Source organism: Herbidospora daliensis, from assembly GCF_001570585.1.
Lineage (GTDB): Bacteria > Actinomycetota > Actinomycetes > Streptosporangiales > Streptosporangiaceae > Herbidospora > Herbidospora daliensis.
Genome location: NZ_BBXF01000007.1, coordinates 72,853 through 85,415, shown reverse-complemented (window position 1 = coordinate 85,415; position 12,563 = coordinate 72,853). Strand labels below are relative to the sequence as shown.

12 protein-coding genes are annotated in these 12,563 nt (G+C 70.8%); 7 read left to right on the top strand and 5 right to left on the bottom strand.

All coding sequences use genetic code 11. From position 1 onward, the window contains the following. Positions 1-13 precede the first annotated feature (13 nt). The 6 genes from AW274_RS31160 to AW274_RS31135 are packed head-to-tail and all read left to right on the top strand — an operon-like array spanning position 14 to position 5,278. Entirely contained in the window at positions 14-649 is a 636-nt protein-coding gene (locus AW274_RS31160; protein WP_062439760.1) for a helix-turn-helix domain-containing protein, read from the top strand. Positions 650-687: 38 nt separating this feature from the next. Continuing rightward, positions 688-1,845: a homogentisate 1,2-dioxygenase gene (locus tag AW274_RS31155; protein WP_062440628.1), complete on the top strand. Its 1,158-nt coding sequence runs from the start codon at positions 688-690 to the stop codon at positions 1,843-1,845. Continuing rightward, positions 1,842-2,588: a hypothetical protein gene (locus tag AW274_RS31150; protein ID WP_232320538.1), complete on the top strand. Its 747-nt coding sequence runs from the start codon at positions 1,842-1,844 to the stop codon at positions 2,586-2,588. The genes AW274_RS31155 and AW274_RS31150 overlap by 4 nt, the downstream gene beginning before the upstream one ends. Further along, positions 2,585-3,682, top strand: coding sequence for a fumarylacetoacetase (fahA, locus tag AW274_RS31145; RefSeq protein ID WP_062439756.1), 1,098 nt, complete (start codon positions 2,585-2,587; stop codon positions 3,680-3,682). The genes AW274_RS31150 and fahA overlap by 4 nt, the downstream gene beginning before the upstream one ends. Before the next feature lie 10 nt (positions 3,683-3,692). Then, on the top strand, positions 3,693-4,802 hold the full coding sequence (locus tag AW274_RS31140) for a L,D-transpeptidase (RefSeq protein ID WP_062439753.1): 1,110 nt from the start codon (positions 3,693-3,695) through the stop codon (positions 4,800-4,802). 44 nt (positions 4,803-4,846) lie between these two features. Then, positions 4,847-5,278: an NfeD family protein gene (locus tag AW274_RS31135; RefSeq protein WP_062439751.1), complete on the top strand. Its 432-nt coding sequence runs from the start codon at positions 4,847-4,849 to the stop codon at positions 5,276-5,278. Positions 5,279-5,327: 49 nt separating this feature from the next. Here AW274_RS31135 and AW274_RS31130 read toward each other — a convergent pair whose 3' ends face one another. Beyond that, a complete protein-coding gene (locus AW274_RS31130) occupies positions 5,328-6,170 on the bottom strand; it encodes an RNA-guided endonuclease InsQ/TnpB family protein (RefSeq protein ID WP_083975101.1) in 843 nt (280 codons plus the stop codon). A gap of 83 nt (positions 6,171-6,253) precedes the next feature. On the opposite strand from AW274_RS31130, the gene AW274_RS31125 reads away from it, so the two are divergent. After that, the gene (locus AW274_RS31125; protein ID WP_062439746.1) at positions 6,254-7,321 is read left to right on the top strand and encodes an SPFH domain-containing protein; all 1,068 of its coding nucleotides are present in this window, start codon (positions 6,254-6,256) and stop codon (positions 7,319-7,321) included. On the opposite strand, the gene AW274_RS31120 is transcribed toward AW274_RS31125, so the two are convergent. The 4 genes from AW274_RS31120 to AW274_RS40675 form a co-directional block, all read right to left on the bottom strand. Beyond that, the gene (locus tag AW274_RS31120; RefSeq protein WP_062439743.1) at positions 7,318-8,652 is read right to left on the bottom strand and encodes a Fic family protein; all 1,335 of its coding nucleotides are present in this window, start codon (positions 8,650-8,652) and stop codon (positions 7,318-7,320) included. The genes AW274_RS31125 and AW274_RS31120 overlap by 4 nt on opposite strands. 69 nt (positions 8,653-8,721) lie before the next feature. Continuing rightward, on the bottom strand, positions 8,722-10,308 hold the full coding sequence (locus tag AW274_RS31115) for a GTPase (RefSeq protein ID WP_062439740.1): 1,587 nt from the start codon (positions 10,306-10,308) through the stop codon (positions 8,722-8,724). Next, the gene (locus AW274_RS31110) at positions 10,305-12,020 is read right to left on the bottom strand and encodes a GTPase family protein (RefSeq protein ID WP_062439736.1); all 1,716 of its coding nucleotides are present in this window, start codon (positions 12,018-12,020) and stop codon (positions 10,305-10,307) included. The genes AW274_RS31115 and AW274_RS31110 overlap by 4 nt, the downstream gene beginning before the upstream one ends. 51 nt (positions 12,021-12,071) lie before the next feature. Continuing rightward, the gene (locus AW274_RS40675) at positions 12,072-12,227 is read right to left on the bottom strand and encodes a hypothetical protein (RefSeq protein ID WP_157520818.1); all 156 of its coding nucleotides are present in this window, start codon (positions 12,225-12,227) and stop codon (positions 12,072-12,074) included. Positions 12,228-12,563: the final 336 nt, after the last annotated feature.

Sequence of the window (12,563 nt, the reverse complement as noted above, 5' to 3'; positions counted from 1 at the left end):
CATAATCGTCCCCATGGCTGTTGAGTCGGCACAGACCCTTGAGCGCGGGCTGAGACTGCTGCGTCTCCTCGCGGAGACCCCCACCGGGATGACGCCGACGGAGCTGGCCGCCGCGCTGGGCGTCAGCCGGCCCGTCGTCTACCGGCTGGTCGCCTCGTTGCAGAACGAGGGGTTCGCACGGCGCGACGCCGCCGGGCGGGTGCTGCTCGGGTTCGGGGTGGTCAAGCTGGCGCAGGCGGTCCAGCCGCTGCTGATGGCGACGGCCGTGCCGGCGCTGCGGCGGCTGGCGGAGGCGTCGGGGGCGACCGCCCATCTGACCGTGGCCGAGGGCGGCGAGGGGCTGGCCATCGCGGTGGTCGAGCCGTCGTGGACGAATCTGCACGTCGCCTACCGGGCAGGATCCCGGCATCCGCTGTCGAAGGGGGCCGCCGGGCTGGCCATCCTGTCGGCGCGGGAGGGCAAGCCGCGTATTCAGGCCACCGAGGGGCAGCTTCAGGAGGGAGCCCGCGGGGTGGCCGCGCCGATCACGGGGCTCGGGTGGCTGGAGGCGTCGGTCGGGATCATCTCGTTCGGCGATCTCGACGTCTCGGTCGCCGGGCCGCTCGTGTCGGAGGCCGCCAAGGAGCTCGGGGAGGCGCTTGACGTATAGTGGACGTCAGCGTCCGGTATGCGTACAGGGAGGCGACGATGCCGCACTATCGCACCGTGGGAGAGGTTCCCCGGAAACGTCACGTCCAGTTCCGCCGTCCGGACGGCGGGCTCTACGCCGAAGAGCTGATGGGCGAGGAGGGCTTCTCCTCCGACGCCTCGCTGCTCTACCACCGCTACGCCCCCACGGCCATCACCAAGGCCGAGGCCGTGCAGAACGGCCACCGCCCCCTCGAACCCAACCTGCCGCTGTCGCCGCGCCACTTCCGCACGCAGGACCTCGGCCCCGAAGGCGACCTCGTCTCCGGGCGGCGGCTGCTGGCGGGCAACGGCGACGTACGCCTCGGCTACGCCGCCACCGACCGGCCCAGCGAGCTCTACCGCAACTCCATGGGCGACGAGTGCGTCTACGTCAAGTCGGGGCGGGCCCGGTTCGAGTCGGCCTACGGCGCGCTCGACGTCGGCGCGGGCGACTACGTCGTCATCCCGACCGGCACCATCCACCGCTGGGTGCCCTCGGGCCCCGTCGAGGCCCTCACGATCGAGGCGTCGGGCCACATCCGGCCGCCCAAGCGCTACCTCTCGCAGTTCGGCCAGTTCCTGGAGCACGCCCCCTACTCCGAACGCGACCTGCGCGCCCCGAGCGAGCCCCTGATCGTCGAAGGGGAGGACGTGCCGGTCCTGGTCCGCACCCGCGGCGGCCTCACCCGGCTCACCTACCGCAACCACCCGTTCGACGTGGTCGGCTGGGACGGGTGCCTCTACCCGTACGTCTTCAACATCGACGACTTCGAGCCCGTGGTGAAGAAGACCCACGCGCCGCCGCCCGTCCACCAGACGTTCGAGGGGCCGGGCTTCGTGATCTGCTCGTTCTGCCCCCGGCCGCTCGACTTCCACCCCGAGGCCGTGCCGATCCCGTACAACCACCACAACGTCGACTCCGACGAGTTCATGTTCTACGTCGGCGGCGACTACTCGGCGCGGGCCGGTTCGGGCATCGACGTCGGGTCGGTGTCGCTGCACCCGGCCGGGTTCACCCACGGGCCGCAGCCGGGCGCGGTCGAGGCGGTCATCGCCTCGGGGGCGACCCAGACCTCCGAGCTGGCCGTGATGGTCGACACGTTCCGGCCGCTCGACCTCGGTCCCGGCGCGCTGGCCTGCGAAGACGGCGACTACGCCTGGACCTGGGCCCGGTGAGCCCGCTGCTGGCGGCCCTCGTCGACGACGCGGGCCTGTTCCCGCCGACCTCGTTGCCGATGGCCGAGGCGCTGGCCCGCCACGAGAGCGACCGGGCGGCCGGCAGCCGGGTGCTCAGCCACCGCTTCCTGTGCCTGGCCAGCCGCCTCCACGAGATCACCGCGCCCCGGCCCGCGAAGATCGGGGTGATCGTGGACGACCCGCTGGTCGCCCTCCCCGACGTCGATCTCATCGAGGTGCGGCTCGGCAAGCCGGTGCCCCGGAGCGACGCCCGGTTGTTCGTCGAGGTGACCGCCGACGAGCTCGACGGGCTCGACGCCGTCGCGCATCCGCACCCCTCGACCGGGGCCGGGTTCAAGATCAGGTGCGGCGGGCTGACCCGGGAGGCGTTTCCCTCTCCCGAGGAGGTCGCCCGGTTCATCACGTTCTGCACCCGGCACGGCATCCCGTTCAAGGCGACCGCCGGGCTGCACCACGCCGTCCGGCACTACGACCCCACGCTGGGCGTGTGGCGGCACGGGTTCCTCAACCTGCTGCTCGCCACCCACGCCGCCCTCCACGGGGGTGACCCGCTGCCGATTCTGGCCTCGGCCGACGCGGATCGGCTGGCGCGTCTGGCGGTGGCCGTACCGGACGGAGAAGCTCTCAAGACCCGGGAGACCTTCGTCTCCTACGGCTCCTGCAGCACCTCCCAACCCCTCAAGGACCTGCGGGAACTCGGCCTGATCGGAGAAGACGCGTGAGTTTCGGGCTCGACAACCTCCCCTATGGCGTGTTCTCCGTCGACGGCGGCCCTCCCCGCGTCGGGGTGCGGCTGGGCGACCAGGTCGTCGACCTGGCGCCCCTGCTCGGCGACGACGTGTTCCGGGAGCCGACCCTCAACCCGTTCATGGCCCGCGGGCGCGGCGCGTGGCGGGCCACCCGGGGCCGCGTCCAGGACCTGCTCGCCGACGACCGCGGCGACGAGCACCTCATCCCCCTCGACCGGGTACGGCTCCACCTCCCCGTCGACGTCGCCGACTACGTCGACTTCTACGCCTCCCTCGAACACGCCTCCAACCTCGGCCGCATGTTCCGCCCCGACGAGGAGCCGCTGAAGCCCAACTGGCGGCACCTGCCCGTCGGCTACCACGGGCGGGCCGGCACGGTCGTCGTCTCGGGCACCGAGATCCGCCGCCCCTGCGGCCAGCGGCCCTCGTTCGGCCCCTCGGCCAAGCTCGACATCGAGGCCGAAGTGGGCTTCGTCGTCGGCGCCGGCACCCAGTTGTGCCAGCCGGCCGGCGCGTTCGAGGAACACGTCTTCGGGGTCGTGCTGGTCAACGACTGGAGCGCCCGCGACATCCAGGCCTGGGAGTACGTCCCCCTCGGCCCCTTCCTCGGCAAGTCGTTCGCCACCTCGATCTCGGCCTGGGTGACCCCGCTCGACGCCCTCGAGCACGCCCGCGTCGGCGGCCGCGAACAGGATCCGGCGCCGCTCGACTACCTGCGGCGCAACGCCGAATGGGGCCTCGACCTCGCCCTGGAGGTGCGGCTGAACGACGAGGTCGTCTCCACCCCGCCCTACCGCGACATGTACTGGACCCCCGACCAGATGCTCGCCCACATGACCGTCAACGGCGCGTCGCTGCGCACCGGCGACCTCTACGCCAGCGGCACCGTCTCGGGCGCGGACGCCCCCGGGTCGTTCATCGAGCTCACCTGGAACGGCGCCCGGCCCATGAAGAGCGGCCAGTCGTTCCTCGAAGACGGCGACACGGTCACCATCACCGCCACGACCCCGTCAGGGCTGTCCCTCGGGGAGGTAACCGGGCGTATCCTGCCCGCTACCGTTCGGTAGCGTTGGCGCGGTGCCGCGCTTCTTCTGCCTGTTCACGGCCCTGACCATGCTCGTCGCCTGCTCCCCCGTGACCGCCCTGACACCCGTCGGCGTCGCGATCTCCCCCGCCCTGGGCGAGAAGCGGGCGGTCCCCGACCGGGGCCTGACGATCAGGGCCCTCGGCGGCACCCTCAGGTCGGTCACCGTGACCGCGGCCGGCCTGCCCGTCCCGGGCAGATACAGCCGCGACCGCAAGGAATGGCGCTCCTCGTGGTCGCTGCGCCCCGGCACCGACCACCTCGTCACCGCCGTCACCACCGACCGCCGCGTCAGCGGCCGATTCCGCACCCTCACCGCCACCCCCGCCACGCCCCCCAAGGTCGACCCGGAACCCGGCGAGACCGTGGGCGTCGGCATGCCGATCGTGGTCGAGTTCAAGGTGCCCGTCCCCGACCGCGCGGTCGTCGAGCGCGCCTTCGAGGTCGTGCCCGACCGCCCCGTCGAAGGCGGCTGGCACTGGTTCTCCGACACCCAGGCCGTCTGGCGCCCCCGCTACTACTGGCAACCCGGCACCCGCGTCCGCTTCACCGCCCACCTCACGGGTCTGCGCTTCGCTCCGGGCGTGTACGGCACCACCGACCCCACGGCCACCTTCGTCGTCGGCCGCAGCATGACCAGTTACGTCGACACGGCCAACCACCGCATGACCGTGCACCGCGACGGCCTGCTCGCCCAGGAGCTGGCCATCAGCGCCGGCATGGCCACCACCAGGGAATACACCACGACCAGCGGCGTCCACCTGACCATGGAGAAGAAGGAGAAGGTCCGCATGGTCTCCCCGCGCCGCAAACCGGGCGACCCCGAATACTACGACCTGATGATCGACCACGCCGTCCGCATCTCCAACAGCGGCGAGTACGTCCACGCCAAGGACAACACCTGGGCCCAGGGCCGCCTGAACGTCAGCCACGGCTGCGTCAACGCCCGCCCCGACCAGGCCAAGTGGTTCTTCGACAACTCCCTGCGGGGCGACCCGGTGGTCATCGTCGGAACGGACAGACCACTCGAACCGGCCAACGGGTGGGGATTCTGGCAACTCGCCTGGAACGCATGGAAGGCGGGCAGCGCTCTCGCTTCCTGACGGGTAGGTTGATATTAAGAACCCCCTATAGATAGGGCGGTGCAATGGACTCGTGGATCGTGTGGCTGATCCTGGCGGCGGCGCTGGGAGTCGCCGAGCTCTTCACGCTCACCGCCGCCATGGGCATCATCTCGGTCGCGGCCCTGCTGACGGCGGGCGTGGCCGCCATAGGGCTGCCGCCCGGCCTGCAACTGCTCGTGTTCGTCCTGGCGTCCGGCGGCGGCCTCCTCGGCCTGCGCCCCCTGGCGATGCGCCACCTGAAGCAGGCCCCCGCCCAGAAGTTCGGCGTCTCGGCCCTGGTGGGCAAACCGGCCTACGTGACCCACGAGGTCACCGGCCGAGGCGGCCGGGTCAAGATCGGCGGCGAGGAGTGGTCGGCCCGCGCCTATGACGAGACCCTCGTCATCCCGGTGGGCGCCACCGTCGACGTGTTCGAGATCGAGGGCGCCACCGCGCTCGTCTATCCACGGGATTGACATCCTCCGCTCCCGGCAGGGAAGGGATTCCAACTCGTCTGACGTCGTCTCACGCGGAGAGGAGGACAAGTTGAGGTTCGCGCTTCATCGGCCCGGTGCCCCGGTCGCCTCCACGCGCGTTCACCGCGTGCCCCGCGGCGAGATCTCGAATGTTCCTGGCCGTGTTGACATCGGCGTCGTCCTGGTGCCCGCAGGCGACGCAGCGGAAGAGAGCTTGGCTCTCGCGACTCTCCCGGGCGACGTGCGTGCAGGCGTTACAGGTCTGCGACGTGAACGCGGGGCTGACCCTGACGACCCGGCCGGGCGCCTTGTGCTCCAGCCGTTCGACCAGCCGACCCCAGCCGGCGGCCAAGATCCCCCGGTTGAGGCCGGCCTTCTGCCGGACGTTCCTCGCGGACCCCGCCCGGGTCATGCCGGCGATCTTCAGGTCTTCGACGGCGATCACGTCGAAGCGGCGAGCGAGGCCGGTGCTGGTCTTCTCGACCCGGAATCGCACCCAGCCGACCTTGGGAACTTTGACTTCGCCGACGTTCCGAGAGAGCCGGCGGATGTCATCGCCTTGCACGGCGACGATCCGAAATCCTTCGTCCCGACCTCGCCGACGCCATTTCGGCCGCCTATGCGTTCCTCTGTACACGTTCGCCATGGCCTGCGCGAAGTCTTTGAGCGCCTGCTGCTGGACGACCACGGAACCCGCCCTCAACCAGGCGTTCTCGGCCCGCGCCTCAGTGAGCTGCCGGCACTGCTCGGCGAATCCGGGAGCGCTTTCCCGGCCGGGCTTCCAGTACGAATGCTGCTCGACGGCGAGATTCCATACATATCGTGCGTGCCCGCAGTGCTCCAGCAACGCCGCCTCCTGGGTAGGCGTCGGAGTAAGCCGATAGCGGGACACGGCCAGAAGATTACGCAAATCCGCCGGAAGACAGGGGTGGTTCCGCGCTCCCGCCCCGCCATAGAAGGAATCTGGTGACACCAATGGAAGTCGCGCTGCTCGTCATCCTGATCCTGGTCGCGATGTTCGCGGTCGTCACCGTCTTCCGTACGGTGCGGATCGTCCCTCAGGCGCGCGCCGCCAACGTCGAGCGCCTGGGCCGTTACAGCCGCACCCTCGATCCCGGCCTGAACTTCGTGATCCCGTACATCGACCGGGTGCGCCCGCTGATAGACCTGCGGGAACAGGTCGTCAGCTTCAAGCCCCAGCCGGTGATCACCGAGGACAACCTGGTCGTCGACATCGACACGGTCCTGTACTTCCAGGTGACCGACCCGCGCGCGGCGGCGTACGAGATAGCGAACTTCATCCAGGGCGTCGAGCAGCTGACCGTGACGACGCTGCGCAACGTGGTCGGCGGCATGGACCTGGAGAAGACGCTGACCAGCCGAGACACGATCAACAGCCAGCTGCGGGGCGTGCTCGACGAGGCGACCGGCAAGTGGGGCATCCGGGTCAACCGGGTGGAGATCAAGGCCATCGACCCTCCCAAGACCATCAAGGAGGCGATGGAGAAGCAGATGCGCGCCGAACGCGACAAGCGCGCGGCGATCCTGACGGCCGAGGGCCTGCGGCAGTCGCAGATCCTCACGGCCGAGGGCGAGAAGCAGTCGGCGATCCTGCGCGCCGAGGGCGAGCGCACCAGCCAGATCCTGAAGGCCGAGGGCCAGTCGCAGGCGATCGACGAGGTGTTCCAGGCCGTCCACCGCAACGACCCCGACCCGAAGCTGCTCGCCTACCAGTACCTCCAGATGTTGCCGCAGCTCGCGTCGGGCCCCGGGAACACGTTCTGGGTGATCCCGTCGGAGGTGACGTCGGCGCTCCAGGGCGTGTCGAAGGCGTTCACCGAGGCGCTGCCGCAGTCGGCGGCGACCCGGGAACAGCCCGACCGCGACCGCCCGGCCGGTTCCGAGGCGGTCCGCGAGGCGGAGGCGGCGGCCGCCGAGGCCAAGGCGGAGGCGGAGGCCGATTCGCTGCCGAGGTCGATCGAGCGCGGCCAGGCGGTGCCCGACCCGCTGGGCGACCTCAACCGGTCTCGCGACCGGGCCTAGCTCCCGAGGCCGAGGACCTTCCGCAGGTCGCCGACCGGCAACCAGGCGAAGCCCCGGCCTTCGGGCACCCTGTTCAGCAGGCCCCGGGTCTCCAGGGCCTGCAGGTCGGTGCGTGCGGTCTGCACGGTGATGTTGTGGCTGCGTGAGTGCGACCGGACGGTGTAGCGGGCGTCGGACTTCTTGATCGCGTTCTGGAGGAGCGCGATCTGGCGGTGGTTGAGGTGACCGGCGAGCGCCGGCACGGCCCGCTGGAGATTGCGGGTCTGGCCGACCTTGCGATCGAGGTATTCGTGCAGGTCGGTGATGGCCTGGCTGATGATGGCGAGTTGGGCGGCGATGAAGTAGGTGAGGTCGCCCTCGTCCTGTTCGCAGTGCAGGAAGCTGCGGCCGTATTGGGCCTGTTTCTGCTTGATCAGGCGGGAGATCGAGAGGAACTCGGTCAGCCAGTAGTCCTGGTTCAGCATCGACCAGTAGAAGAGCACGCGGGCGGTGCGGCCGTTGCCGTCGACGAACGGGTGGTCGAAGGACAACATGAAGTGGACCACGATGGCGCGCACGACCGGCGGCACGTAGGAGGTGCCGCTCTCGCCGTTGGCGAAGGCGCAGAGCGCCTCCATCCGCTCCGGCAACTGCTCCGCCGGCGGCGGGGTGTGCAGGACGTTGCCCTCCACGTCCACCACGACGACCCGTTCTTCGCCGGGCAGTTGCACCCGGCCCGCCGTGGCGGGGTCGTCGAGGGTGCCCTCGGTGACGATGCGGTGGATCTCGGCGATCAGCGCCGGTGTCAGGCGCTCGCCTCTCAGTTCGCCCACCCGGCGCATGGCCAGATAGTTGTTGAGGATCATCAGTTCGTCGCGGGTGCGGGGGTTGCGGCCGCTTCGCAGCATGTGTTTGGCGACCTGGTAGGTCGTCGAGGCGCCTTCGAGCTGGGAGGAGGTGATGGCCTCTTCGATGAGCGAGTTGACGACGTACTGGTCGCGGGTCGGCGCGTCGTGGGTGACGGGTTCGGGCACCCCGATGCGGCCGCTGGTCTGCTTGGCCACGTTCTCGATGCCGCGCAGCACCTCGTCGGGCAGGGCGTAGGCGAAGGGGACGTCGTCCTGGAACCGCAACGGCAACCGCCGCCGGACCACCGAGCGGGCGATCTTCGTGGCCGCCCACCATTCGTCGAGGGTGAGCCCTTCGGGGACCGGACGCCAGCGGAACTCGTCCCAGGGCAGGTATCGCTCGCCGGCGATCGACATGCCGTGGCGCATCACCTCGACGAGACGATCGCCCTGGAGGGAGGCCAGGATGGGCGACAGCGGCGGGGGCGGTTGGGGAATGCGCACCGGACCTCCGACCGCCAGCTGCTAATTCTGTTCAGATTAGCAGCTAATTAACTGCTAAGTTCGCCAGAATTAGCTGCTCGCTGTCGTGGCCTGTTCGACGAAGGTCGTATAGCGGGTCTGTTCGTGGTCGATCGGGGCGATGACCATCCGGTCGGCCACGTCGGAGACGTTCTGCCGCAGGATCTTCGCCGATCTGCGCGCCTTCCTCCGGCTGCCGATCCAGGCCAGCCCCCGTGTCAGCAGGGCCACCACCACCCCGATGACCGCCGCCCCCACCAGCAGCGTCGTCGGCCACGGCACGTCTCCGGCCGTCGGCGTGTAGAGGCTCGGCAGTTGCAGGAAGCCGAGCACGTACAGAACCACCAGCCAGCCCAGCCCGGCCAGCAGCGTCACGAACAGCAACCATTGGAGGGCGTTCACGGCGCGCCACCACAGCGGGCGGCGTTCCATGCCGAGGTCGCTGCGGCCCACGGCCTGGTCGAGGGCGTCGGCGAGGCCGTCGTGGTGTTCGCGGGCCGAGCGGCGGATGGCGGCGGCCCACGGTTCCGGGACGCCTTCCGCCGCTTCCAGGCCGACGGCTCTGACGGCCGCGTCCATCTGGGACGTCTGGATGGCCGACGCCTGGGGCAGGGAGGTGCGGCCCGTCGTGGGGCGCTGGAGGTGCAGGCGGCGCAGGGGGTCGGGGCGGAAGCGGCGCAGCCAGCGGGTGACCGGCCAGCCCATCGCCGCCACCGCGCGGTGGCGGTGGGCTTTGGCGACGGCCCTGACCACCAGGGGCACCCCGGCGGCTTCGGCCAGCGCCTCGTCGAGGGCGTCGTGGTCGGGGGTGCGGGGGTCTGACTTCGGCAGGCCGCCGGAGGCGGCGATCAGGTGGTCGGCGGCTCCGGCCGTGTCGGCCTCCAGCCGGGCCGACCACGCGTGGCGGCGGCCGACCAGTTCGGCGAGCAGGTCCTTCAGTTCTTGTACGCCCTCTCCCGTCACCGTCGACACGGGCAGGATCGGCACGTCGCGCAGGCCGTCTTCGGCCAGCAGGCGGCGTAGGTCGTCGAGGCAGCGGCGGACGGCCTCCGGGGGCAGGCGGTCGATCTGGTTCAGCACCACCAGGGTCACGTCGGCGTGCCGGGCCAGGGGGCGCAGGTAGCGCTCGTGGATGGCGGCGTCGGCGTACTTCTGGGGGTCCATGACCCAGACGAGCTGGTCGACGACGGCGACCAGGCGGTCGACCTCCAGGCGGTGGGAGAGCTCGATGCTGTCGTGGTCGGGCAGGTCGAGCAGGATCAGGCCGGGCAGGTCGTCGGAGTGGACGACGTGCCGGGTGGGCACGTCGAGCCAGTCGAGCAGCGGGCCCGAGCCTTCCGGCGACCAGAGGGCGCCCTGGGCCTTGGAGGTGGTGGGGCGGGTCACCCCGACCGTGGCGACGTCGCCGCCGGCCAGCACGTTGAACAACGACGACTTGCCGCTGCCGGTGGCCCCGGCCAGGGCGACTGCTGTGTGGTCGACCGAGAGGCCCGCGCGGGCGCCGGCTCTCGCGACGACGGCGCGGGCGTGCTCGACGGGTTCCCTGGCGACCCTGCCGTCGGCCAGGTCGGCGGCGGCGCCGAGGGCCTTGAGGCGGTCGTCCAGGGAGATGTGGGAACGGCGCCGCAGGAGCTTCACACGGCACCGCCCGGGATGTCGCTCTTGCGGCTTTCGACGGCCTCGGCGGCGGCCCGCAGGGCGTGCGTGTCGGTCGTCTCCATGCCGGCGAGCAGGGCGTAGAAGCGGCCGGCCTCGTCGTCGAACAGGTCCCTGACCCGCTGTCTGAGGTTGGCGCGGGCGGCGTCGGTGAGGCGGCGGACGGCCTGGTCGCCGAAGACCGCCTCCAGGAGTTTCTGGCTCAGGACCGTGGTGCCGCCCGCGACGCCGATCTCGATGCCGGTCAGGCCGCCCGTGGACGCGAACACCGTCAGCATGATCAGCAGGCCCAGGCCGTTCACCCCGAACGAGGCGGCCCTGGCCATGCTGCGTTTGTCGGCGCCCTCGTCGCGGACCAGGTCGAGCACGTAGCCCTGCCAGTCGCGCACCGCCTTGGCGGCCTTCGGCGGCAGATCGGCCGAGACCCGGCCGAGTTTCCCCGCGGTTTCGATTCCGGTACGTTCCAGCAGGTCACGCCCCTGCGGAGTGGAGAGCCACGCGTCCACGGATCGTTCGGCCGACCCGTCGGCGGTGGTCCTGATCAGCGACTCGACGCCGCTCTCCAGGGCCACCCTGAGCCGTTTGTCCGGGGCGGGACGCCCGGTGAAGGCGGCCACCAGCTTGTCGCGCAACCAGCCGACCCGGGTCTCCAGGGAGCGCATGAGGTCGCCGGTGCCGACGAAGTCCTGCCAGCGGTTCAGCACCTCGCCGCGCAATAGGGTGCCGTCGCGCATGGCCTCGTCGAAGTCGGCCATGCCGACGTCGTAGCCCTTCTCGACCAGGCCACGCAGTTCGTTGGCGCCGAGCAACTGCCGGTCGGCCGCCTCGGCCAGCGCCGGGACCCGCACGGCCAGGCTGTCGAGCGCGCCCGACAGGGTGCGGCGGACGACGTCGGCGCGGGCCTCGTGGTCGGCGGAAAGGCCGTCGAGCCACTGCTTGATCGGCCTGACCGCCGTCTCGGGCAACCGGGCGCGTTCGCTCGGCAGCGGCAGCTCCGGCACCTCGAAGAGGGGCGTGCCCGACAGGCCGTTCTCCTGGAGCAGGCGGCGCAGGTCCATTGCGACCGGCACGCGGGCCTCCTCGGGCACCCGCTGGAGGATCACGGCCATGGCGGTGCTGCGTTCGCTGGCGATGCGCAGGAAGCCCCAGGGGACCTCGTCGGCGTACCGGCTGGCGGTGGTGACGAACAACCACAGGTCGGCGGCGGCCAGCAGCTGGGCGGCGAGCTCGCGGTTGGCGGTCACCACCGAGTCGATGTCGGGTGCGTCGAGCAGCGCCAGACCCGGCTTGACCTGCGGAGACGTGACGATCTTGAGGGTGCCGGGCTGGCCGTCGCCGGTCGATCGGGGCAGTCCGGGCAGCACGTTCATGGAGGTGAACCAGGGCGCGTCGGCCGGGGAGGCCACCAGGGTCGGGGCCAGCGTGGTCGGGCGCAGCACGCCCGGGGCGGTGACGTCGTCCTGGACGAGGGAGTTGACCAGGGTCGACTTGCCGGCCCCGGTGGAGCCGCCGACGACGGCCAGCAGGGGCGCGTCGATGGCGGCCAGGCGCGGGATGAGGTAGTCGTCGAGCTGCCCGGCCAGCTCCTTCTGGGCGTGCCGGTCGGCCTCGACGTTCCCGATGGCGAGCGGGAACAGGTCACGGCCGAGCTGCGCACGCAGGCTCTTCAGCGCGGTCGCCAACCCATCGGACATATGGTCCGACTTCCCTCAAAGAAGCGTGCGCAACGTGGCGGATGCGCCAATTCACCGCAAAGGCGACCCGGACGGCATCAGGGGGCGGCACTTCTCCAGCGCCTTCTTGATCGCCGGGTCGTCCCGGTCCACGTCCCGGAAGCCGGTCACCTCGGCGCCGTTGTCCTTCATGCAGGTACGGAAGGCGTTGAGGGCCGAATCATCCATCCGGCGGCCGCCACCACCACAGGCTTCGAAAGCCTCCCGCATCTTCCCGTCCATGGACGGAAAACCCGAAGGCCGCGCCCTCGGCTCCCCGGAAGGCCGACTTGAGGCCCCGTTGCCCCATCGGCCACCATCGCTAGGCGCCCCCGACGGCCTGGTCCGGAAGCCGCCCTCGGGCAGGGCGACCCCGTGCTCTTTGAGGCACTTTGCCATGGCGGTGCGGTCGCCGGGTCCGCCCGGCGAAGACGGCGCGGGGGCCGCGGTCGTCTCTCCTCCGTCGCAGGCGGTCAGGGTCAGGAGCAGGGCCGCGGTCAGGGCGGCGAAGGCGGTCTTCTGCAC

Bases quoted from the DNA above. Each gene is read 5' to 3' on its own strand.
- AW274_RS31110 (WP_062439736.1), bottom strand. From the start codon at position 12,020: ATGTCCGATGGGTTGGCGACCGCGCTGAAGAGCCTGCGTGCGCAGCTC.
- AW274_RS40675 (WP_157520818.1), bottom strand. From the start codon at position 12,227: ATGGATGATTCGGCCCTCAACGCCTTCCGTACCTGCATGAAGGACAAC.
- AW274_RS31155 (WP_062440628.1), top strand. From the start codon at position 688: ATGCCGCACTATCGCACCGTGGGAGAGGTTCCCCGGAAACGTCACGTC.
- AW274_RS31160 (WP_062439760.1), top strand. From the start codon at position 14: ATGGCTGTTGAGTCGGCACAGACCCTTGAGCGCGGGCTGAGACTGCTG.
- AW274_RS31135 (WP_062439751.1), top strand. From the start codon at position 4,847: ATGGACTCGTGGATCGTGTGGCTGATCCTGGCGGCGGCGCTGGGAGTC.
- AW274_RS31125 (WP_062439746.1), top strand. From the start codon at position 6,254: ATGGAAGTCGCGCTGCTCGTCATCCTGATCCTGGTCGCGATGTTCGCG.